The sequence below is a fragment of the Betaproteobacteria bacterium genome (assembly GCA_016720855.1).
In the GTDB taxonomy this organism is placed as follows: Bacteria; Pseudomonadota; Gammaproteobacteria; order Burkholderiales; family Usitatibacteraceae; genus FEB-7.
Window position 1 is genome coordinate 1416784 of sequence record JADKJU010000001.1, and the last position, 21272, is coordinate 1438055.

Annotated in this window: 20 protein-coding genes and 1 pseudogene; 3 read left to right on the forward strand and 18 right to left on the reverse strand. The window is 63.9% G+C overall.

The features are described from left to right. Positions 1-2 precede the first annotated feature (2 nt). The 7 genes from IPP91_06300 to IPP91_06330 all read right to left on the reverse strand — a co-directional run bounded on the left by IPP91_06300 (position 3) and on the right by IPP91_06330 (position 6105). The gene (locus IPP91_06300; protein ID MBL0141675.1) at positions 3-251 is read right to left on the reverse strand and encodes a DUF3297 family protein; all 249 of its coding nucleotides are present in this window, start codon (positions 249-251) and stop codon (positions 3-5) included. A 150-nt stretch (positions 252-401) separates the two neighbouring features. Next, on the reverse strand, positions 402-1928 hold the full coding sequence (locus IPP91_06305; GenBank protein ID MBL0141676.1) for a tetratricopeptide repeat protein: 1527 nt from the start codon (positions 1926-1928) through the stop codon (positions 402-404). 70 nt (positions 1929-1998) lie between these two features. After that, positions 1999-2991: a tripartite tricarboxylate transporter substrate binding protein gene (locus tag IPP91_06310; protein ID MBL0141677.1), complete on the reverse strand. Its 993-nt coding sequence runs from the start codon at positions 2989-2991 to the stop codon at positions 1999-2001. A 40-nt stretch (positions 2992-3031) separates the two neighbouring features. Beyond that, positions 3032-4057: an Ldh family oxidoreductase gene (locus IPP91_06315; protein ID MBL0141678.1), complete on the reverse strand. Its 1026-nt coding sequence runs from the start codon at positions 4055-4057 to the stop codon at positions 3032-3034. Then, on the reverse strand, positions 4054-5442 hold the full coding sequence (locus IPP91_06320) for an FAD-binding oxidoreductase (GenBank protein ID MBL0141679.1): 1389 nt from the start codon (positions 5440-5442) through the stop codon (positions 4054-4056). The genes IPP91_06315 and IPP91_06320 overlap by 4 nt, the downstream gene beginning before the upstream one ends. Continuing rightward, the gene (locus IPP91_06325) at positions 5432-5698 is read right to left on the reverse strand and encodes an FCD domain-containing protein (protein ID MBL0141680.1); all 267 of its coding nucleotides are present in this window, start codon (positions 5696-5698) and stop codon (positions 5432-5434) included. The genes IPP91_06320 and IPP91_06325 overlap by 11 nt, the downstream gene beginning before the upstream one ends. 38 nt (positions 5699-5736) lie before the next feature. Next, positions 5737-6105 (reverse strand): GntR family transcriptional regulator, encoded by a 369-nt coding sequence (locus IPP91_06330; GenBank protein MBL0141681.1) that lies wholly within the window; start codon positions 6103-6105, stop codon positions 5737-5739. Between the two features lie 53 nt (positions 6106-6158). Here IPP91_06330 and IPP91_06335 point away from each other — a divergent pair. Further along, positions 6159-7337, forward strand: a pseudogene (locus IPP91_06335) (FAD-binding oxidoreductase). 78 nt (positions 7338-7415) lie between these two features. Here IPP91_06335 and IPP91_06340 read toward each other — a convergent pair. Together IPP91_06340 and IPP91_06345 are read right to left on the reverse strand one after the other, a co-directional pair. Then, positions 7416-8360, reverse strand: a complete 945-nt coding sequence (locus IPP91_06340; GenBank protein ID MBL0141682.1) for a hypothetical protein — start codon at positions 8358-8360, stop codon at positions 7416-7418. Next, on the reverse strand, positions 8243-9061 hold the full coding sequence (locus IPP91_06345) for a hypothetical protein (GenBank protein MBL0141683.1): 819 nt from the start codon (positions 9059-9061) through the stop codon (positions 8243-8245). The genes IPP91_06340 and IPP91_06345 overlap by 118 nt, the downstream gene beginning before the upstream one ends. 416 nt (positions 9062-9477) lie before the next feature. Here IPP91_06345 and IPP91_06350 point away from each other — a divergent pair, with 416 nt between their 5' ends. Next, positions 9478-10446, forward strand: a complete 969-nt coding sequence (locus IPP91_06350) for a hypothetical protein (GenBank protein MBL0141684.1) — start codon at positions 9478-9480, stop codon at positions 10444-10446. A 19-nt stretch (positions 10447-10465) separates the two neighbouring features. Further along, positions 10466-11002, forward strand: a complete 537-nt coding sequence (locus IPP91_06355; GenBank protein ID MBL0141685.1) for an SRPBCC family protein — start codon at positions 10466-10468, stop codon at positions 11000-11002. A 473-nt stretch (positions 11003-11475) separates the two neighbouring features. Here IPP91_06355 and IPP91_06360 read toward each other — a convergent pair whose 3' ends face one another. The 9 genes from IPP91_06360 to IPP91_06400 form a co-directional block, all read right to left on the reverse strand. Further along, positions 11476-12720, reverse strand: coding sequence for an alanine--glyoxylate aminotransferase family protein (locus IPP91_06360; protein ID MBL0141686.1), 1245 nt, complete (start codon positions 12718-12720; stop codon positions 11476-11478). 59 nt (positions 12721-12779) lie between these two features. Beyond that, on the reverse strand, positions 12780-13346 hold the full coding sequence (locus IPP91_06365) for a thioredoxin fold domain-containing protein (protein MBL0141687.1): 567 nt from the start codon (positions 13344-13346) through the stop codon (positions 12780-12782). A 10-nt stretch (positions 13347-13356) separates the two neighbouring features. Next, a complete protein-coding gene (locus IPP91_06370) occupies positions 13357-14094 on the reverse strand; it encodes a sulfite exporter TauE/SafE family protein (protein MBL0141688.1) in 738 nt (245 codons plus the stop codon). 64 nt (positions 14095-14158) lie between these two features. Next, complete coding sequence (locus tag IPP91_06375; GenBank protein ID MBL0141689.1) at positions 14159-14341, reverse strand: hypothetical protein; 183 nt, start codon at positions 14339-14341, stop codon at positions 14159-14161. 151 nt (positions 14342-14492) lie between these two features. Next, positions 14493-15764, reverse strand: coding sequence for a HipA domain-containing protein (locus IPP91_06380; GenBank protein MBL0141690.1), 1272 nt, complete (start codon positions 15762-15764; stop codon positions 14493-14495). Continuing rightward, positions 15754-16089: a helix-turn-helix domain-containing protein gene (locus IPP91_06385; protein MBL0141691.1), complete on the reverse strand. Its 336-nt coding sequence runs from the start codon at positions 16087-16089 to the stop codon at positions 15754-15756. The genes IPP91_06380 and IPP91_06385 overlap by 11 nt, the downstream gene beginning before the upstream one ends. 985 nt (positions 16090-17074) lie before the next feature. Next, entirely contained in the window at positions 17075-17617 is a 543-nt protein-coding gene (locus IPP91_06390; GenBank protein ID MBL0141692.1) for a hypothetical protein, read from the reverse strand. A 301-nt stretch (positions 17618-17918) separates the two neighbouring features. Continuing rightward, complete coding sequence (locus IPP91_06395) at positions 17919-19175, reverse strand: IS256 family transposase (GenBank protein MBL0141693.1); 1257 nt, start codon at positions 19173-19175, stop codon at positions 17919-17921. Positions 19176-19257: 82 nt separating this feature from the next. After that, complete coding sequence (locus IPP91_06400) at positions 19258-21261, reverse strand: ATP-binding protein (GenBank protein MBL0141694.1); 2004 nt, start codon at positions 21259-21261, stop codon at positions 19258-19260. Positions 21262-21272 lie beyond the last annotated feature (11 nt).

A 21272-nucleotide genomic window follows, 5' to 3' on the forward strand; every position in this document is an offset into this window, starting at 1 on the left:
GCCTACTTGTAGAACGCCTCGACAGTGCCCTTGAGCTTGATGAGCAACGGCTGGCCGTAGCGGTCCACCTTCTTGCCGACCGCCACCTTCACCCAGCCTTCGCTCACGCAGTACTCCTCCACGTCATGGCGCTCGTTGCCGTTCAGGCGGATGCCGATGTCGTGCTCGAGCACAGCGGCCACATGGAAGGGGCTGCGCGGATTCACGGCGAGGTGGTCGGGCAGGGGCGGGTGTTGGGATTCGGAGTTCATGGGGCGCCTGGAGTTTCGGGATCCCGCCAATCTAACGCATTTCTCCAGTCGCACGCCCGGGCGCGCCGGCTTTCGCTGACGCCGATGTTCCCCGGCGCACTCCCGGGCACCATCTCCGGCATCGCAACGGAAGCGGACGTTCGATGGAAGCTACTTGCGGATCGCCTTGGCCCGCGCTTCAAGCTCCGCCGCCGCCGGCGCGCGATCGGTCTTCCGATAGACGGTGGCCAGCCTGTCCAGTATGTCTGCCACATTGACATGTTCCGATCCGAGTGCCTTTTCCAGCATGGCCAGCTCGCGCTTGTAGACCGCTTCGGCCTTGTCGAATCGACCCCGCGAAGCGTATCCATCCCCGACGCGAGTCATGCCGAGGGCCACTTCCACGCGGTCCTTTTCGGGAGTCTTGTCCAGGGCCGCGAGCCAGCGGTCATGGAGCGGCTCGGCCTTCTCGACCATTTTTTTGCTGTCGTAGAGGTCCGCAAGGGTTCTCAGGTTCGTCGCGAGATCGCGTTGATCGGCGCCGGGAGCCTTTCCCCGGATGGCCAGCGCGCGCAGCAGGAGGGGTTCTGCCTTCGCGAAATCGCCCTGCGCGTCGTACATTCCCGCGAGATCGTCGAGACTCCTGGCCACCAGGAGGTGATCGGGGCCGAATCGCCTTTCCCGGATCTCCAGGGTGCGCCGGTAGAGCGGCTCGGCCGACGCGAACTGGCCCTGCCGGCGGAATTCGTCGGCGCGATTCTCGAGGCTCGACACCAGGGATGGCTTTCCGTGCTCGTCCTGGTATTTCTCGACGTGGGAGAGGATGCCGTAAGCGGCGGGCCCCGGAACGATGAGGAAAAGCACCGCGGCGATCCACGAGCCCGTGACCGTGTCGCGCAGGAACTCCAGAGCCTCCTCGCGCGTGCCACGGATCACCCTCACGCCCCCCTTGTCGGCTTCGGGAACGATCGCGGACTCCTTCTCCGAATAGCACCCGATCACGCAAGCCTTGGCGCCCACGGGAAGGATCTGTTCGCGCATGAAGGAATCGTCCAGGCCTTCGTGCGAGGTCATACGCCAATCCATTCGGAAATCGCCACTGCGATCATTGATCAACTCGCCGATGTCCGCGACGCCGGACCAGAGCGACTGCTTCTTGAACGTCGTGGCGCCCACGTAACTGCGCGCGCGATCCATCGACAGGTCCTTCGTGGAGCTTCTCGGAAACCTCTCCAGTCCCGGGAAGGCCTTCAGGTGAACCAACTTCACGCCCGAACGGATGACCGTGGGCGCAAGGCCGTAACCGCCGAAGTCGACGACCTCCCTCGGCCGCTGGGTCTGGTTCTTCATCGGGTCGACGAGCCTCGAAGGCTCCTCGAGGTGCCCGATCTCGTAGTCGTAGGCAAGGCACGCACGTCCGCTGAGGGGCGCCGCCAGGGGCTCGGCCTGCGCTTCGACCGTTCCGACAATGGCGACTCGCTGCCCGTCGCGAAGCACCCCTTCGCGTTTCGCCAGCAGGTTGGCGTCCCTACGTTCGAGCAGACCCTTGCGAAGGCCGTTGATGCCCAGAGCCGCGAAGAAGGAGACCAGCAGGGCACCGATCCAGTCGCCCGGCTCCAGGAACATCTTGTGCGCCGCATACCACAGGGGAGCGAAACCGGCGCCCCAGAGTGCAAGAAAGACGAACAGGCTTTTCATGGCGTTACCCCTGGCGATTGAGCGGGAGACCGTGCCTATGCCCGGAAGGCCCCCAGCGTATCCGGAAGCCCTATTGCACGGGCGGAATCTTCGCCTGCTTGACCACCCGCGCCCACTTCGCGACCTCGGCACTGAGATAGGCGCCGAACTGCTCCGGTGTGCTCGCGATCGGCTCGGCGCCGGAGGCCAACAGGCGCTCCTGCACTTCCGGCAGGTGGACGATCCTCTCGATCTCGTGTTGCATCCGGTTGATGATTTCCTTCGGCGTGCCGGCGGGCGCGAGCAAGCCGATCCACGTCACCGCCTCGAATCCGGGAATGGTGTCCGCGATGGGCGCCACGTCCGGCATGATCTTCGACCGCTTGAGGGTGCCCACGCCCAGGACGCGCAGCTTCCCCGCCCGGACATGGCCCGTCGAGGTGTTGATGGTGTCGAACATGAAGGAGAGTTGACCACCAAGCACGGCCGCCAGCGCAGGGCCGCTACCCTTGTAGGGCGCATGCAGCAGCGGAGCCCCGATGGACGCGGCGAGCAACTCGCCCGCCAGGTGATTGGAGCTGCCGTTGCCCGCCGAGCCGTAGGTGAGCGCGCCCGGATTCGCCTTGGCGGTCGCGATGAATTCCGCCAGCGTGTTGATCGGGCTCGAGGCGGGCACGACCAGCAGGTAAGGCACCGTCACGATCTGCGTCACGGGAGCGAAGTCCTTGATGGGGTCGAAGTCGAGCTTCGAGTAGAGGCTGGGCGTGGTCGTGTGGCTCGCCGCCGGCGCGATGAACGTGTAGCCGTCCGGCGCCGCCTTCGCGCCCATCGAGGTGCCGATCGTCCCGCCCGCGCCGCCCTTGTTCTCGATCACCACCGGCTGCCCCAGCGCTTCGGCGAGCTTGGGCGAGATCGTCCGGATGACGACGTCCGTCACCCCTCCCGCGGCGAACGGGATGATGATCTTGATGGGCTTGCTGGGCCACGCCTGCGCGGCGGCTCCGGTGCCCAGGCAAAGGCCGGTTACGAAGACCACGAAGGCCACGACGGCTCGCGGCATTTTCGAACGGGATAGGGAATGCATGTTCACTCCTTTCGACGCGTTGGTTTCGACACGACTCGGGTCAAGCGATTGGCGCAGTTGGACCGGCACCCAGCTTCTTCAAGGTGGCAACAGCCTCGTCGTCCAGGCGAATGCCATCGACCTGCGACTTCTCCCGGCGCTCGTATCGGCGGGAACCGGGAAGGTGCAACGATCCCGCGGCGTACACGGCCTCGACGAGGCCTTCCACGCGCGAGCCGACTTCCGCGCCCGCCCGGCGCGGATCGATCACCATGAGGAACTGGCCGCACTTGGACGGCAGGTTCCCCTTGGCGGGCGACTCGTAGCCGAACGGCGCGCCGGTGAGCGCAGCCGCGAGAATCTCGACGGCGAAGGCGATCGAGGCCCCCTTGTGCGCGCCGAAGGGCAGCAAGGCCCCGCCTTCGAGCACGGCCTTCGGGTCCTCGGTGGGATCGCCTTTCGCATCCACGCCGACGCCGGCGGGGATCCGGCGCCCTTGTCCCGCCGCGAGGAGAAGGTCCCCCTGCGACATGACGCTCGTGGCCTGGTCCCACACGATCGGATGTCCGTGGGCGCGCGGACAGGCGAAGGCCGAGGCGTTGGTGCCGAACACAGGGGCGCGGCCGCCCCAGCCCAGGAGCCGGGCGCGCGAAGTGACGCAGGACATCGCGATGAATCCGTCCCGGGCGAAATCCTCGATGTCGGGCCAGAGCGCCGCGAAGTGGTGCGCGTTCCGGATGAGGAGGATGGCGCTGCCCGTGGCCGCCGCCATGGCCACCAGTTCGCTTCGGGACTGCGCGAGGGCGAGATGCGTGAAGCCGTTTCGGGCATCGACCACCATCATCGCGGGGCTGCGCGAGACCACGGCAGGCAGCACCGTGCCGTCCGCCCAGCCCGTGCGGACCGACTCCACGAATCCCGGCAACCTCAAGAGCCCGTGGCTGTGCGTGCCATCGCGCTCGCACCGGGCGATCGTGCGTGCGATGGGCGAGGCCACCGGCTCGGCAATGCCGTTGGCGACCAGCGCGCGCCCCACGAGGGCCAGCAGCTCGTCGTAGGTCACGGTGTGCACTGATGATCCGCTCATGTTCGTGGCGGCCATCTCAGAGGCTGCCCTTGCCGAGACCGGCAAGCTGCGCCATCAAGGCCGGGTCCGCATGGCGTTCGCCGGACAGCGAACGCGCGTACTCCGGCACCGGCGATCCGGTCACCCAGGCCGCGCATATCACTCCCGCGGCACACGCGGCCATGGACCCGTATCCCGAAAGCGCGCCCGCGATGAACGCCCCGTCGGTCTTCATCCTGCCGATGAGCGGCCAGTTCTCCTCGGTCATCGTGTAGTAACCGCCATAGTGGTGCGCGCCCCTCGGCAGGCGCCCGATGTAGGAGGCGAGCCGGGGATTGAGGCGGCTGGCTCCGCGAAGCACCGTGTCCGGAAACTGCGCATCCATGGGCTTTTCGCCGTGGGGGTCGGAAGCCGTCTCGTTGAAGGCCCAACCCAACTAGATCCAGGTGCCATTCACGGGCCCGTCGGGCCCGGCAGTGGATGCCGCCGTTCATGGGTTCGACCAGGTGCCGCGTCGCCGGATCGCCCGCGAGCAACTGGCGATCCTCGTCGCTCCACGCCAGCGATTGCCCGTCGAGGTCGATGGTAAACGGCATGTCGCGCGGCACGGCGCCCTCGTGATCCGGAAACGCCACCTTCTGCTGGTAGACGCACTTGACGCCGATTTCCTCGCCCAGCATGACGCCCACGTCGCGCAGGAACGGCCCCGCGGCGTTGACGACACGATCGGCCCGGATCCGCTTCGAACCCCGTTCCACGGCGACATCGAGCACGAAGGGCGCGCCTGTGGAGATCGCCTTGACCTCGCCACGGATCAGCCGCCCGCCACAGGCGCGGATCGCCTCGAGCATGTACTGGCCGAGCTGCTGCGCGCTGATCGAGCCCGCGCGCCGGATGTGGATCACGGTAGCGACATCGGATGCGAAGGCCGGGAAGGTCCTTTGGATGAGGTCGCGATCGAGGAGCACGTCGACGCCATCGGGCGCCTCGCTCCAAGGTGCCCGCAGTGGCGGCAGGTAGTTGCCCGCGCCGGTCTCGCGGATCCGGACCTTGTCCGGCGTCGCGCCATAGCCGCGGTGGAGTTCCTCGATCAGGTCGTCGGGCCGGGAGCGGCGCGTCACGAGCGCGTAGCCCCCGCGCGTCATGTTCAGGCGCCCGCCCGATTCGCGGTCGATTTCCTCCATGAGCGAGATGGAGTGATCCGTGAAGGCTGTCATCACGGGGTGGGGCCACCAGTTGCGGTAGTTCTCGCCCGACTGCGCCGACGTGAGGCTCATGGGATCGCGCGGATCGAGGAGTACCACGTTCTTCTGCCCGTGGGTCTTGACCAGGTAGTAGGCGACGGCGATGCCGACGCTTCCGGCGCCGATGACGGCAACATCGAAGTCGACGGCTTCAGCCGGCATTGCGTTTCCCGCTTCCCGGAATGGTGCGCCGTGCGCCGGCGGCAGCGGCACTCTCGGCGAGCATCCGCCGCGTGCGCTCGATGTGGGCTTCGAGCAGGCGGACGGCACGCCGGACATCGCCCTGCCTCGCGGCTTCGAGGATCTCCCGGTGCTCCTCAAGCGGCACGTCGCGCCCCGCGACCGACGAGATGTAGATGCGCAGGTACCGATCCGTGCTGCGGGTGATGTCCTCCACCATGCGAAGCAGGCGCGGCATCCCGGCCGGGCGGTAGAGCGTGAGGTGGAACTCGAGGTTCAGCTCGGTCCACTCGTCCGGGCGGGTGGCGCGTGCGTAGCGGGAGAGAATCCTGTCGGCACGGGCGATGTCCTGGCCGTGAGCCTCGGGACCGCGTGACGAAGCGCCGCGGCCTCCAGCGCCTTGCGGATCTCCACGGATTCCAGCAGGTCGTCCATCGAGAGGGAGGCCACCGCGCAGCCGCGGTTGTGCGAGCGGACAACGAGCCCCTCGGCCTCCAGGCGGTTCAGGGCTTCGCGCACGGGGATGCGGCTCACGCCGAATTCCTCCGCGATCCGCCCCTGCCGGAGCGGAAAGCCGCCGGAGAGCTCCCCCCGGAAGATGCGCTCCCGCAACTGCGCGGCGATGCTGTCGGTTGGAATCTCCATGGCGAATAATGTATACACTTTTGTATAACATCACAACGAACCGGGACCCGGCAATGGAAGCACCGCAACGCTGCGACGTCCTGATCGTGGGTGGGGGCGTGATCGGCGTCAGCGTCGCCTACTTCCTGCGGACGCTCTCCCCCGGCATCCAGGTCGCGGTGGTCGAGCGCGAGCCCGGCTACGAGCACTGCTCGACGCTTCGCGCCTCCGGGGGTTGCCGGGTGCAGTTCTCCTGCCCGGAGAACATCCAGATGTCGCTCTTCTCGATCGACTTCATCCGGCGCTTCCCGCAACTCATGGCAACGCAGGGGCGCGAGGCGCCGATCGACTGGGTGGAGGGCGGTTACCTCTTCATCGTGCCGCCGGAGCACCTGGGACTGCTCGAGGCCAATCACGCGGAGCAGATCCGCCACGGCTGCGTGGCCGACCTCCTCGATTCCGCGGGCCTCGAGGCGCGCTTTCCCTCCATGCGCGTGGACGACGTCGGCGCCGGCGTGCACACGCCCCACGATGGCTGGTGCGATCCGTACCAGATGCTGCACGGCCTTCGCAGGAAGGTGATCGACCTGGGCTGCCTCGTGCTGGCGGACGAAGTCGTCTCACTCGAAGTCTCTGGCACCCTGGTGCGCTCCGCGGGACTTCGCTCGGGAGGGAAGATCGCTGCGTCGCACGTCGTCAATGCGGCCGGCGCGTGGTCTGCCGAGGTGGCGGCGATGGCAGGCATGCCGCTACCGATCTCGCCGCTGCGGCGCGCTTCGAGCACTACTTCACCTGCGGCAATCCCATCGAGCGCCTGCCCTACGTGAAGGACCTGCAGCGCATGGCGTTCCGCTCGGAGGGCGCGGGCTTCTCGGGCGGCGTGGTGGATTCGAGGCGAACCTCGGGGCTTCAACTTCGAGGTCGATCACGGCTACTTCGAGCGGGCGGTCTGGCCGGCGGTCGCTCACCGCTTTCCGCCTTCGAGGCCGCCAAAGTGCCACCGCACCTGGGCGGGACTCTACGAACAGTGCGAGCTGGACGGCAACCCCATCATCGGGAACTGGCCGGGTGTGCTCGAGAATTTTCACGTCTGCGCGGGATTCTCGGGGCACGGGATGATGCATGCGCCGGCGGCGGGGCGGGCGATCGCGGAGCGGATCCTGCATGGGGAGGATCGGTCGATCGATCTTTCCCGGCTGGGGTATGGGAGGGTGATCGAGGGGCGGCCTTATGGTGAGCGAGGAATCCTGTGAGCGGCCTGCGCGCCGAAAGTCATCGACTACTACCCGCATTTCCGGACGCACAAGGGCTGATCCCGGTCCGGGGCGGCGTCACATCACCTGCACCTTGATGTCCGGAAAGCCCATCAGCTTCAGGATGAAGTAGTTGGCCGCGGCCTCGCCCGGATCGTCGGCGATGGTGACGATCTCGGCATGGCGCGCAAGCCCCGCCTTCGCGAGCGCGTTCCAGATGTCCTTCGCGGCCTTGGGCGTTCCATTGGCGTTCACGAGATCCGTGTAGGGGACGTGGATGAGCTTCCCCTCGGGGAGCTTCGCGGGTAGCGATTTGCCCGAGGCGAGATAGACCCTGGGATAGAGCCCCTTCCCGCCCTCGTCCCCGTCGATCACGATGCCTCGACGGAGATTGACGGGGTAGGTCCCGGGAACGGGCATGAGGCCCGGCGGCGTCTTCTTCGGATCCGCCGCTCCCGCCTCCGTGGTGAGCGGAAGGCCTGCGAATCCCCAGTCGTCCACGGATTCGGACAGGACGGACACCCGCGCCTGCCCCAGCCGCTCCAGCAGCAGGAAGGCGAGCGCGGAATCGGGGTTGAGCCCGCCGTCGGAGACAATCACCGCCTCGTGCGCGGCGTCCACGCCCGCCGCCCCCAGCGCTTCGGCGAGCTTCGCGGGCGAGCCAAGATAACGCCGGAATGTTTCCGCGGGGACGCTGATGGAGAACGGCACGTGCGACTGCCTGAACGACGCTGCCTGGCGCACGTCGACGATGCTGAGCCGCGCCACGCCAAAGCTCCTCATCATCTGGCTGCCCCAGCCGTTCACCCACCCCTTGTCGCGCGTGAGGTTCGGCGCGTCGTAGGTCCAGAAGGGCAACCCGCGGTCGTCACGCAGCCATTCGAGCTGGGAGCCCTTGTAGAGCGTCACCCTGGGGTAATCCGCCAGGAACTTCGCCGCGAAGAAGGGCACGCTCGCCGCGATGCCGCCGCCGCAGTGCGCGTGGACCTGCTGGCCAGGGCGGATGCCCAGGTAGGCCAGCATCCGCCGGATCTCCCCGGGGACTTGAAGGTCTTGTCCGCGTTGAAGTAGTCCGCCGTGGGCGACATGATGGCGTTGGGAACGTGGCCGGCGCGGTCGAAGAACTTCGCGCCACCGAAGTGCTGGGCGGGATCGAGCGCCTCGAGGAGCGCGTGGTTCGCCGGGTCGCCGGAGGCCACGAGGAATTCCGCAAGTTGCACGCGCGCTTCCGGCCGGAGGTTCGTGACGCGATAGTCCCCCGCCTTGGGCGCCGATGTCGGGTCCTTCGTGACCGCGCCTCCTTCCGCCTTCCACTTGGCGAGCCCTCCGTCGAGGACGCCGAGGTTCTCGACCGGGAAGCCGTGGTAGTAGAGGTCATGGAAGAGGTTGGTCGCGAGGTAGGTGCCGCCCTGGTCGTAGAAGATGACCTTCTTTCCCGCGCTCACGCCCCAGGACTGGAAGCGCTTTTCCATCTCCGCGGGGGAAATTTCGCGGCCGCCGAAGCTGAAGATGTCGACGTTCACCGCGCCGGGAATGTGGCCCGCCGCATGGAGCCTGGCGGGCGAGGCGTCGATCACGAGCACGTCCTCGCGGCTCAGGTTCCGGGAGAGCCATTGGGCGTTCACGAGCGGCCGGCCGCCGACCTCCACGGCCAGCGCGGGTTGGGCCAGGACGAGGACGCTGGCGAGGAACGCGGACAACGGGTGGATCAAGCCCTTCGACATGTTCTTCTCCCCAAGGTCGTGCGGAATGCCGGGATCGTGCTTTCGCGGGCGTCCCTCCGTGATGGCGGATCGCCTCAGCTTGAACGGTACCCCCCGGGCACCGGGAGAAGCCAACCCGATGCGACAAAGCGAGGGAACCTGGGGATGGATGACCGTTAAGGGGAACTGGACGGCGCTGGGGGCGTCGCCGGCAATTCAGCAGCGGCTGGCCATGGTGGGCGTTGAGGGTCGTATTCATGGGGAGCCTGGGGTTCTCGTATCCTGCGAATCCAGCGCATTTTCCGGATGTCGATTCGGAGCCCCTTCGTTCGTCGTAGGAGTAGAGTGCCGATTTTCGGGGTTACCCGGCCTGTTCGCGGAGCGCTTCCGCAAGATGGACGCCCGTGGGACCGGGGCCCGAGCATGGAGACGACCCGATGAAGATCGCCACCTTTCCAGTCGCGCTGTCCATGGTCCTGGCGGGATGCTCCAGCGTCGAATCGATCAGCGAACCGGCCGCCGGCGTCCATGACGGCCTGGTCTACTACATGCCAAGGACGGATTTCCTGGTCACGATCGTCAAGGCCAAGGAAGGGATCACTTCCGTCTCGCTGGGCACCACTGCCGCCTACCCGGATGTATCGAAGTCATACGTGATCAGGCACAGCGCCAACCTGTTCGGGAAGAACACGCTGTTGGTGGGCGTTGACGTCAACGGGCTGCTCAAGTCGTCGAAGTCAACGACCACGAGCGGCGTTACGGACGCGTTCAGCAACCTCGGATCAACACTCGGAACATTTCAGGGTCTTCGATCTGCACAGGCAGCTCCCAAGGCTGTAGATACCTGTGCCATCGGTACCCATACGTTCATATTTGCATCGCCGGAAGAGGCGAAGGCTCCACGGCCTTGTGGACTTGCAATAACCATTACCAAGCTGAAAGACACTTCATCGACTCCGCCACCAAGACCAGTCGGTGAACCCTTGTCGGGAATATTCTATCGACAGGCGGAGCCGTACCTTGTCCAGGCGGCCGGCCCGATCAACACTTCTGCCATCGTATTTTCCCCGAACAACTCCCCGACATACTTCCTGCCTGTCTCGAGGACGTTCTTTTCCAACAATGAAGCCGATTTCGGCTTTACCGATGGCATGCCGACCAAGTACAACCAGGACACGGAAGGGGAGCTGATTGCGCTGCTCAAGCTGCCCGCGACCGTATTGACCGCCTACTTCGCGGCAATGGGCGCCACCTTCGACAGCTTCAAGACCCGCGACGCGAAGGAAGCGGATGCCCTGGCAGCATCGATCAAGCTGGAGATGGCGAAGAAGAAGTACGAGGCGTGCCTTGCGGCGATTCTTGCCAAGGACGATACGGCGATAGCGAAGCTGGAATGCGGCAAGTAGCGCAATAGGAGGAAACGCGATGCTCCAGACCCTCGTTGTACTGCTGGCCCTTGTCGTCGCCGGAATCCTGGTCTATGCCTCGATGCAGCCGGACGACTTCCGCATCGAGCGCACCGGCACCATCAAGGCGCCGCCGGAGCGGATCTACCCTCACCTCGCCGACTTTCATCTTTGGTCCGCCTGGTCGCCGTGGGAGAAGAAGGACCCGGCGATGAAGCGCGACTTCAGCGGCCCGGCCTCCGGCACGGGCACGGCCTATGGGTGGGAAGGGAACAAGGACGTGGGCACGGGGCGCATGACGATCACGGATTGCACGGAATCCACGCGCGTCGTGATCCGGCTCGAGTTCCTCAAGCCGTTCAAGGCGACGAACATGGCCGAGCTCACGCTGCAGCAGCAGGGTGACGCGACGGCGGTGACCTGGGCGATGTTCGGGAAGGCCAACTTCATGTCGAAGGTGATGTGCACCTTCATGAGCATGGACAAGATGGTCGGGCCGGATTTCAAGGCGGGGCTCGCGAACCTGAAGGCGGTGGCGGAAAGGCCGGCCCCTTGAGATTGCAGTGACCGTGGAATCGCGCCGCACGATCGAGCCGGTGTGGCACCAGGTTCGCAACTCCTTGCTGGTGCAGCGCTGAATGCTGGCTAGCGGCCGATAGCTGCCTTCACGCGCGTGAAGAGGCCGTTGGCTCCCATTTCGGGGGCCGGGGCCGGTGCCGGGTCGGGCTCTCGGGCGTTTCAGCCCGCCTTTCCTGCATTTCGTCGCTTTCGGCTCGCGGCTGGGGCAACGGGTGCCTACAGTGGGCCCATCGACAACGCACCCAACCCAAGGAGCCGACCATGTTCACCGCCATCTTCACCATCGCGACCGCCGTCCTCTTCGTCGCAGTCGTCGCGGACATCGCGACCACCATCGCCAGCCCGCGGGTGTACGGCTGACCGGTCGGATTCGACAGCACAAGGAAAGCGGGCCGGGGAAGACCCCGGCCCGTTCCTTTTCTGCGACAGGCTTCGCTGCTGGACCAGCCGCTAGGCCGAAGCAACTGAGCGGCTGCGGTTTTCCTGCCCAGTCAGTCCCGCCCCTTGCGTTGCAGCCGGCGCGCGCAGCGAATCCATCGCCGCCTCGATCCCGCCCCGGACATGCGGCACTCCGGCATCGGCGAGCGCCAGTTCGATCGCGGCCAAGGCGCCCAGCAGCATGGGTTCGTTCAAGTCACCCATGTGGCCGATGCGAAAGATGCGCCCCTGCAATGCAGCCAGTCCGCGGCCCAGCGCCACTCCGTAGCGTTCCGAGGCGATCGCGCGCACGCGGTCGGCGTCGTGGCCGGCGGGCATCAGCACCGAGGTGAGTGACTCGGAAGCGGCCTCGGCGTCCAGCGACCAGATCTCGACGCCGCCGCCCTGCCCCCAATGGCGCACGCAGGCTCGCGTGGCATTCGCCAGGCGTCGATGACGGGCGAACACATTCTCCAGCCCCTCCTCCTCGATCATGTCGAGAGCGGCCTCGAGGCCGTAGAAATGCGCGATCGGCGCCGTGCCGCAGAAGCGCACCTGGCGGCCGTCTTCCACCATCGAGCGCCAGTCCCAGTAGCGGCGCGGGTTGCGTGCCGATTGGGCCGCCTCCCACGCGCGCGCATTGATTGCCGTGAACGACATCCCCGGCGGCAACATGAGGCCCTTCTGCGAGCCGCCGATCACCAGGTCCACGCCCCATTCAACCATGCGGAAGTCGAACGAGGCGAGCGACGAGATCGTGTCGACCATGAAGAGCGCCGGATGACCGAGGCGGTTCATCGCCGCGCGCATCTCGGCCACGGGGTGGCGAATGCCGGTCGCGGTCTCGTTCTGCACGAACATGACGGCCTTGATGGCGCCCTTGGCGTCGGCCGCGAGATGCCTGGCGATCGTCTCGGGATCCACCGCGCGCCGCTCTAGCGTAGCCACCATCTCGACTTCCAGCCCGTATTGGGTGGCGGTCTTCGCCCAATTCTCGGCGAAGTAGCCCGTCTGGGGCACCAGCACCTTGTCGCCGGGTGAAAAGAGGTTCGCGATGCTCGCGTCCCACGCACCGTGGCCGGTGGCTGCGTAGGTGATCGCGAAACCCTTCTGCGTTTTCAGCACCCCCTTCAGCCGATTCAAACAGCGGTCGCGAAGGGCCACGAACTCCGGTCCCATGAAGTCCACTGCCGGCCGTGCCATCGCCTGCAGCACCCGGTGCGGGATGTTGGTGGGACCGGGGTGCATGAAGAACTGCCAACCTCGTGGGGCGGTCATCGCCGTCTCCTGGGAGCAATTTCGGAATGATACCGGCGCCGATCGCCGAGCCCGCCAACTCAGTTCGACTTCCTCGTATTCAACATCCGCGCGTGGTATTTCTGGAAATTCTCCCCGTTCTTGTAAATACGATCCCGCACCCAGGTCAGCATGTCGAGTGTCATGCCTTTCGAAAGTGCGCCGGGCACCAGCCCGACCGCGGCCCGGGGGGCTGACAGACCCTTTGGCACCTCTTCGGGAAGAAACAGGACGGTTGGGGTGAACATCACTCCCCACTTCATCACCATCTTTTTCTCGCTGAGCACTTGGCCGTCGAAATCCGTGACATCTACATCGCCGAACATGTTGATCTGTACGAAAAAGAAATCCTTGTTCAGCATTTGATTGATTACCGGGTCCGTCCAGACTTCTTTATGCATCTTCGTGCAATAGACGCAGCCCTGCTGTTCGATCACGATGGCCAGACGCTTGCCTGCTGCATTGGCTTCGGCCAGATCCTCGCGCAGGTCCTTGAACGTTTGGTGCATCCATTCCGTCTTGTGCAGACCGTCGTCTCCCATTGTCGTGGCCGCCGTCAGGGGCGTTGCCAGAATGAGGAGCGCAACCAGCGTGGTCAGAAATCTCATCAGTTTCTTCCTATCCGATCCGGCCAAAGACCGGAAACATCTCCAGGAGCCATTGGCCGATGTAGTTTATGGAATTCGTCGCAATCAGAACGGCAAACAGCATCAACATCACACCCATGACTCTCTCGACATAAGCCATCTTGCCGCGATGACGTTGCAGGAGTCCGAGGAACGGTTTTGCAAAGAAGGCTGCGACGACGAAGGGGGCGGTCATCCCGAGGCCGAAGGCTGCCAGCAGAAGCGCGCCTTGAAGCAGATCACCCATGCCGCTGGCAATCATCAGGATCGAGGCCAGGACCGGTCCGACACAGGCCGTCCAGCCGAAGCCGAATGCCAGGCCCATCAGATAGGCGCCAAGCACCGTAGAAGGATCGGACTTGCTCTCCATCCGGGCTTCTCGCATCAGAAAACCAATTCGGATGACTCCGAGGAAATGCAGCCCGAAGATGAATATGACGATGGCCGCGACGTAGGATAGCGGCCGTTTCCATTGTGCAAATGCCTGCCCCAGGGCCGTCGCTCCCAGCCCCATCAGCATGAAGATCGTCGTGACCCCGATCGCGAAGAAGACCGCTGAAACGATCAACCGTCGCTGCGCACCGGGCGAGATCCCACCATCGCTGCTCAGTTCGGCAACGGATATCCCGGCCATGTAACTGAAATAGAAAGGCACCATCGGCAGAATGCATGGAGTCACGAAGGCGATGAGCCCCGCCAGCGCGGCACCCAGGAAAGAAACCTCCAGCATCGCCAAGCCTTCCTCGGTTTTGTTCAGGTATTCAGTCTACATTGAGTGTTCGGGAGGCTCTGATTCATCCAGCGCGCTGTCGACTCGAGTTGGTCGTGCAGCCCAGCTCCTTGTCGCCAGGGGAGAAGAGGTTCGCGATGTTCGCGTCCCAGGCACCGTGGCCGGTGGCTGCGTAGGTGATCGCGAAGCCCTTCTGCGTCTTGAGCACTGCCTTCAGCCGCTGCACGCAGCGGTCGCGAAGGGCCATGAACTCTGGTCCGGGGCGGTCATTGCCGTCTCCTGGGAGCTATTTCGCCATGATGCCGGCGACGATCACCCCATTCTGGCCGATACGCTGCCGACCTGAAGCGGACCTGTCGCTTAGCGACTGGCTGCCGCGTCGTTGAGCGACCGAGCGCCTAGACCTGGATCGACTGCGGCGGCTCGTTCTGGAAGAAGCACATGGGCAGGAACGCCGGCGCGATGTACTCGATGTCCTTCGCCGTCACTCCCTCCTCCTCGAAAACCTCGCGCCAGGTTTTCACGACGACGACGACGGCGTCGATCACGTTCCGGGCCTCCTCCGGGCTCAAGCCGAAGCGGACGCACTGTGAGACCAGGTTGAAGATGCTCGCCGTGCGGCCGTGGTCGCCCACGGTGAGGGCGAGATCGCGGTGCTCAAGGCTCAAGCGGCGCGCCGGGACGATGTCGTAGGCGGGCGAGAGCTGCCAGCCTTTGGGAGCGCGCAGCGCCGCGTGGTTTCGCGGGTGATCGTCGTCGTTGGTGACCGCAGCGTTGAAGACCATCCGCCGGAAGAGCTCCACGCGATCGGCGTCGGGCTTCGTCGACCACCGTCGCAGCTGGTCGGCCAGCAGCAGGTACGACCACCTCGGCCGGCTCGAAATGCTCTCATCGGCGCCGACCATGGTCATGGCGCTCACCAGCCCATGACGGAAGTAGCCCTTGGACGAGTATTCGCGATCGAAGCGCTCGATCATGAGCACGTCGTGAGGCCCGACCACCTGGATCTTGGCGCGCGCAGCGTCGATCCCTGCGCGGCGCGCAAGTTCGAGCGTTGCGCATTCCACGCGCTGCAGGCTGAACGGGTCTTCCTTCGAGGGAAATTTCCCGATCCAGAGGCGCTCGCCGTCCTCGATCGTAGCCTTGGGCCGCATGCCGCCCATGGAGGTGCCGGGCTCGATCTTCTCGAGCAGGTACTCGGGCACGGCCTTGCCTTCCTCGATGTCCTCTGCCGCCTGGATCAACTCGGCTAGCTGGTGCGGGCGATTGAACTTGCGCGCAGTAGGCTTGAGCGGCAGTTCGCTGCTGAAGCTCAGGTATCCGCCGCCGTCGGCGGGCCCATGGACCATGTAGTCGATCTCTTCCAAGTCGCCACCCGCGCGTTGGAGGCGGTGCTCAATGACCTTGCGGCCCCAGTAATCGGGCGACGCGTCGCGCACGGCGCCGGGCACGCCCTTGAAGGTCGTGAATTCGCGCAGCCGGTTGTCCAGCGGCAGTTCGAACGGGTCGAGCGCCACGGTGTTCGCGCGCTCCAGGTAGCGATCGCCGTAACGGAAGCGGCCGACGTAGGTGCCGTCGGGGAGTTTCTCGATGGCGAGCAGCGCCGCAGGCACGGTCTGAAGCGTGCCCGGGAACTGCACGTGGACGTAGCACTTTCTTTCAGAAGTCATAGCGATCCTTGCCGGTCTCCTTCTTCCGGGCACGTTTGGGCGCGCGTGAACTCTCAAGCGTCTTGCCGTGGGTATCGAGGTCCGGATTCGCGACCGAATCCAGGGTTCCGTCGAGTCCCAGCGCCCAGAGCACCGTGGCGAACGTTGCGAGCGTCACGCCGGGCTTGCCGGCTTCGAGAGCGGTCAGCGTATTCCGGCTGATGCCGGCCTTAGCGGCGAGCTCTGCTGAGGCGATCCTGCGGCGCAGGCGCGCGCGGCGCACGCGGTGACCCAACTCGCTTGTGCGCGTTTGGACGGGCTGTGGGACGGCGATGACCTTGCCCATAATATTGAGCGGTAGGAGGCGTAATGCTCAATATTGTGAGCGGGTCGCATCGTGCCGTCAAGCACCGTATGCTCAGAATATTGAACACAAAAACATGTGCCGGGTAGATCGCCACCGCGTTGCGACCGAACCCGACCTGCGCCTCGATCCATACCCGGTGCGGCTTGCAGGCCGAGGTTGTCGTCACAGCCCCCCCCCCCCCCCCCCCCCCCCCCACCCCCCCCCACCCCCCCCCCCCCCCCCCCCCCCCCCCCCCCCCCCCCCCCCCCCCCCCCCCCCCCCCCCCCCCCCCCCCCCCCCCCCCCCCCCCCCCCCCCCCCAACCCCCCCCCCCCCCCCCCCCCCCCCCCCCCCCCCCCCCCCCCCCCCCCCCCCCCCCCCCCCCCCCCCCCCCCCCCCCCCCCCCCCCCCCCCCCCCCCCCCCCCCCCCCCCCCCCCCCCCCCCCCCCCCCCCCCCCCCTCCCCCCCCCCCCCCCCCCCCCCCCCCCCCCCCCCCCCCCCCCCCCCCCCCCCCCCCCCCCCCCCCCCCCCCCCCCCCCCCCCCCCCCCCCCCCCCCCCCCCCCCCCCCCCCCCCCCCCCCCCCCCCCCCCCCCCCCCCCCCCCCACCCCCCCCCCCCCCCCCCCCCCCCCCCCCCCGGCGCGGCCGGCCAAAGCCGGTGGCCGGGGTGGGGGAGTTTGGCCCTCCGAGCCGGTGGCCACCCCACCCCGGGGGATTTTGCGATGGCCGCCGCCAGACGCCGAATGGTCTTGCGGTCCACCCCGGTATGGCGAGCGATCTCGCGCTGGCCCACACCGCCCGCAAGCAGCGTCTCTACGGCAATGCGTAAATGCGATTTCAAGACGTTCACTCCTTCTCCCCTCACGTTGGTGAGGGCCGAGGGTAACGTCCCGTCGTTGGGGGCCTTCCTCAGGCGCGATTACGCCCGATCAAGGTGGGGGAATTTGGGGTGGCCACAGGTGGGGGAATTTGGGTGGCCGCCGGGGATTAGGCACCTCGTCTAGCGTCCTGCGTTCGAAGTCTCCTCTCCAGCCGATAGAAGTGCGCAAGCGCGACAACGTACCCCAGAAAAAGCACCACTGAAAAACCTGTAATCCATGGCTCGGACAATCCGAGTACAGCGGCAGCTTTCAGGTCGATCGATATAAAAATGGCAAAAATGGAAAAATGAAAACAGGGCTCAAAGACGGAGCTACCTCTATCGCGCTCGAACGGAATCTTCGTCGTTGATGCCGGATACAAGTCGAGACCAAATGACTCAATGGATATGCGGTGAATATTGCGAAGCTGGCGATCCGTCCACATAACAATGCCTAACCCAAAGGTTGTAAAGACACAAAGGAGGCACGCCCAAAGTGCATATCCCATGAGATGTGATTCTTTCGATAGTGAATACGCCAGCGCCAAGAATCCGGCTTGCACGATTCCAAGTGTCTGTAATCTGCTCCACATCAAAGTGTTTTGATGCAGCCACAAGTCTAGATGCAACTTACAGACGGCCGCATTCTTCTCGTCGTTGTCGAGATTCATTCTGCGCCTCCCTTTCTTACGCAACGACGATGGGACATTCGACTTCGCTCACCCCGTATCGTCGGCACCGCGCCGGGCATCGCGACATTGAGGTCATTACGTTTGACATGAGGGACGGCCGGAGGCGGGCGAGGCCTGCTGGAGGACGTTCCCTCAATGGAACAGTTAGGTCGGTACTCAGCCATAGCAGACTGCGACAAAGATTGTTGCCACAAACAAACGACGTGTCCGATTTTCTGTGTGTGAGGCGATTGGGGCGCCGGCACGCATGGCGAATTCGCGCGGCGGCACCGTATTCATCTCACGCAGCTCTTGCGGTGAAGCGGTCAGCGTACAGGATCGCGAATTGATTCATCGCCGCTTTCCATTCCTTTGCAGCGCGACCCCAATCGGCGGTGATGTTCCGCAGCGCCAGCCACAGGAGCTTCAGCGCCGCTTCGTCCGATGGGAAATGCCCGCGCGTCTTGATGATCTTGCGCAGCCGCATGTGCAGGCTCTCGATCGCATTGGTGGTGTAGATCACGCGGCGAACGTCGGGCGGGAAGGCGAAGAACGGAATCACCTGCTCCCAGACCCGGCGCCAGAGCGGGGCGATGGGCGGATACTTCTCGCCCCAGGGACCCGCCGCGAAATCGTCCAGTGCCGCCCTGGCTGCCGCCTCGCTCGGGGCCTGGTAGACCGCCTTCAAGGCCGCTGCCACGGCCTTGCGGTCCTTCCAGCTCGCATAGGCGAGCGAATTGCGGATCAGGTGCACGATGCAGGTCTGGATCGTGGTGGCCGGGAAGACCGCGCCAATGGCCTCCGGGAAGCCCTTCAGCCCGTCGACCACGGCGATCAGGATGTCCTCCACGCCGCGGCTCTTGAGGTCGTTCACGACCTTCATCCAGAACTTCGCCCCCTCGGTTTGCTCGATCCAGAGCCCCAGCACGTCGCGCGTGCCGTCGGGCAGCACCCCGAGCGCCAGGTAGATCGCCTTGTTGCGAACCACCCCTTCGTCGCGGATCTTCACCCGCAGCGCATCGAAGAACACCACCGCGTAGAGCCGCTCGAGCGGCCGGCTCTGCCACTCGAGCACCTCGGCCATCACCGCCTCGGTCACCTGGCTGATGAAGTCCGGCGAGACCTCCACCGCGTACATCTCGTTCAGATAGCCCTGGATCTCGCGCACCGTCATGCCGCGCGCGTACATCGCGATGATCTTGTCGTCGAATCCAGCGAAGCGCCGCTCGCCCTTGGCGATGAGCTGCGGCTCGAACGACCCATTGCGGTCACGAGGAATAGCCAGGCCCAGCGGACCGTCGTCGGTCAGCACCGTCTTGGGCGTGCTCCCGTTGCGGTAATTGGCCTGCTCAGCCGGCGGCGTCTCACCCTTCGGGTAGCCCAGGTGATGGGTCAGCTCCGCGCCCAGCGCCCGCTCGACAATCGCCTTCTTCAGGCCCCGGAACAGCGACTCGAACTCCTGCGGGTTCATCGGCCCGGTCACCAACTGATCAAGCAACTCGGGACTGACCGCAATAGCCGGCGTCGCCGGCAACTCCTTCTTCGTCCTTTTCGGCATAACGGCTCCTTTGGCTCGCCATGTTATGCCTCACACACAAAATTCCGGACAGGCTCTAGTCTGGCATTGCGATACGTGACCACTACTCCCCAATGAACTCCTTATGGCGGTTTTCTAACCAGAGCAATGCTGCAGACACCGCGGCAAACTCTTCATCATTGATTTCCTTCGCATGAGCATCGGCTCGGTACGAGTTCACCGTCCCCATGCATTGCTGAAACCGTACCTTGTCACCTTTAAACACAGACTGGAAATCATCCCAATTTGCCAACACTATTCGCATCAAGTCCAGAAAGTACAATTCAACTTTCCATGCTTTATCGAATCCAAGCTTTTCAAACTTCTCTTTCTGTGACGCCTTCTGCAGCTCCGGAATGACCACGTCACTTGCTTTCTGGCCATGGCGCGCTTTTAACATAGTCATTGCCAGGCCTTTGAGCCAAGACTCAAAGCTATTTCTACGGGAGGAAATCTGTTCCCAGCGCACCGTGAGGGGTGTGCCCGTATTTTGAATGGATTCTGATTCGCTCAAAAGATCTGCAATCGACGCAATCTTGAAGTAGTAATGACCTCCATCCTCCACCACCAGTCCATAGCCCTTAAGATGTTCAGTCCACTGGCGGGACTGAAGGGCGAAATCCCGAAACGTAACCTCGTTTCCAGCAGCAAGTTGGCAAAGTAGTTCATATTCCTCTTTGTACTTGCTCTTAAGTACATCAATCACACTCTTCAAGTAAGTTGTGACACTCGCCAAAATCCTCGTGTGGTGCCGTTCATAAAAGAAGCGCTGAACCTTATAAGGCCTTTGACACCCTTCCTCTTGGAGCAATAGATGGATTTGGTGACATGCTTGACGAATTACAAAGGGATGCCCACCAAAATCATGTGCGAGCGCACCAGTCACCTCGACATCAAATGCTAGTCCAATGTGTTTTCCGATTCCATTCACCATTTCAGCGACTCTGTCGCCATCGAATAGCGACAAATAGTTCGGTGTGATCGACCCGAATATCGGGTTGTCCTTGCCTGTCCCTACTTGCGCCTGTTCGACAATTCTCGGATTGACACCAGCAACTACGATTGAGAGCAGCTCCGCATTTCGTTGGTAGATCGAGCGGAGAGCTTGCCAAAACAGCAAATAGTCTCCTCCATCTGCCCAGTGTGCAGACGGCGAAAGTTCGAAAGAAATGCTCTCAACTTCATCGAGAATGATAAGCACTCTTTTCTTACCCTTGGAATTGAAAAGTGCTAAGAGATCTTCCTCAAATGCCGCGGCGGCCCTTTGGGGCGAGCCGTAGACACCCTCCGACGATAATTTGCTGCTGCTTAACCCAGCCTTCTTACACAGCTCCTTCTTAATCTGATAGAGAAGCAGATTCCATCGACCAAGATGTGCGGAAGGTGAGCTGCAGTCGAGATAGGCGACGAGACCACCATTTTTTTCGACCCGCCTTTCGAGTGCCAGAAGTACGGATGTTTTTCCGACGCGTCGCAATCCAAAAAGGCACCCATTTTCTCCGTTGGAGTATTTGCCGTGAAGAAGCTGAATATCGCTCTCTCGTCCAAACAAGTCTTCATCGTGACGAAGTGGGGAGTCATACGCAAATACCGGGCGAACATACAATAGTTCTGAAAGTCGCCCCACCGTGCGTTGGACGACTTGTTCCTTTTCGCCAAGCAGCTCCTCATATGTAAATGCGACTAGGATCTGGCGCGCCGAGTGAGCTCTGTTTTGTTCAGTAACTTTCCTAAACACTTCATTGTCACGGGCCACAATTACCACATGATTTTGGTCCACACGCACTGATTTTTGACTGAGAATTGTCTGGGCAACCTCAATTGTCCGTTGATCAAATCGTTCGTACGGACATAGCACGCATGCCAAGTCACCTGTAAAGTTGAATCGCCTCTTTAACTCGTCGGTTGGCTCAAGGATAAGAGCGTAAAAATTACTGTCAGCCCGAGACTGAATCTTCGCGGAGGATACATACCAAATCTTGGCCAGACCCTGAGCCACAAGAAGTTCTGCGCTTGGAAAGCGCGCGAGATTCCCATTTGCATCGGGGTGAACGCCTGGGTAAGCCATGTTTCTCTCGA

Excerpts from the sequence above, each read along its gene's own strand:
- IPP91_06300 (MBL0141675.1), bottom strand. The coding sequence starts at position 251 with ATGAACTCCGAATCCCAACACCCGCCCCTGCCCGACCACCTCGCCGTG.
- IPP91_06305 (MBL0141676.1), bottom strand. The coding sequence starts at position 1,928 with ATGAAAAGCCTGTTCGTCTTTCTTGCACTCTGGGGCGCCGGTTTCGCT.
- IPP91_06310 (MBL0141677.1), bottom strand. The coding sequence starts at position 2,991 with ATGCATTCCCTATCCCGTTCGAAAATGCCGCGAGCCGTCGTGGCCTTC.
- IPP91_06315 (MBL0141678.1), bottom strand. The coding sequence starts at position 4,057 with ATGAGCGGATCATCAGTGCACACCGTGACCTACGACGAGCTGCTGGCC.
- IPP91_06320 (MBL0141679.1), bottom strand. The coding sequence starts at position 5,442 with ATGCCGGCTGAAGCCGTCGACTTCGATGTTGCCGTCATCGGCGCCGGA.
- IPP91_06325 (MBL0141680.1), bottom strand. The coding sequence starts at position 5,698 with ATGCCGCGCCTGCTTCGCATGGTGGAGGACATCACCCGCAGCACGGAT.
- IPP91_06330 (MBL0141681.1), bottom strand. The coding sequence starts at position 6,105 with ATGGAGATTCCAACCGACAGCATCGCCGCGCAGTTGCGGGAGCGCATC.
- IPP91_06340 (MBL0141682.1), bottom strand. The coding sequence starts at position 8,360 with ATGCTGGCCTACCTGGGCATCCGCCCTGGCCAGCAGGTCCACGCGCAC.
- IPP91_06345 (MBL0141683.1), bottom strand. The coding sequence starts at position 9,061 with ATGTCGAAGGGCTTGATCCACCCGTTGTCCGCGTTCCTCGCCAGCGTC.
- IPP91_06350 (MBL0141684.1), top strand. The coding sequence starts at position 9,478 with ATGAAGATCGCCACCTTTCCAGTCGCGCTGTCCATGGTCCTGGCGGGA.
- IPP91_06355 (MBL0141685.1), top strand. The coding sequence starts at position 10,466 with ATGCTCCAGACCCTCGTTGTACTGCTGGCCCTTGTCGTCGCCGGAATC.
- IPP91_06360 (MBL0141686.1), bottom strand. The coding sequence starts at position 12,720 with ATGACCGCCCCACGAGGTTGGCAGTTCTTCATGCACCCCGGTCCCACC.
- IPP91_06365 (MBL0141687.1), bottom strand. The coding sequence starts at position 13,346 with ATGAGATTTCTGACCACGCTGGTTGCGCTCCTCATTCTGGCAACGCCC.
- IPP91_06370 (MBL0141688.1), bottom strand. The coding sequence starts at position 14,094 with ATGCTGGAGGTTTCTTTCCTGGGTGCCGCGCTGGCGGGGCTCATCGCC.
- IPP91_06375 (MBL0141689.1), bottom strand. The coding sequence starts at position 14,341 with ATGGCCCTTCGCGACCGCTGCGTGCAGCGGCTGAAGGCAGTGCTCAAG.
- IPP91_06380 (MBL0141690.1), bottom strand. The coding sequence starts at position 15,764 with ATGACTTCTGAAAGAAAGTGCTACGTCCACGTGCAGTTCCCGGGCACG.
- IPP91_06385 (MBL0141691.1), bottom strand. The coding sequence starts at position 16,089 with ATGGGCAAGGTCATCGCCGTCCCACAGCCCGTCCAAACGCGCACAAGC.
- IPP91_06390 (MBL0141692.1), bottom strand. The coding sequence starts at position 17,617 with ATGAATCTCGACAACGACGAGAAGAATGCGGCCGTCTGTAAGTTGCAT.
- IPP91_06395 (MBL0141693.1), bottom strand. The coding sequence starts at position 19,175 with ATGCCGAAAAGGACGAAGAAGGAGTTGCCGGCGACGCCGGCTATTGCG.
- IPP91_06400 (MBL0141694.1), bottom strand. The coding sequence starts at position 21,261 with ATGGCTTACCCAGGCGTTCACCCCGATGCAAATGGGAATCTCGCGCGC.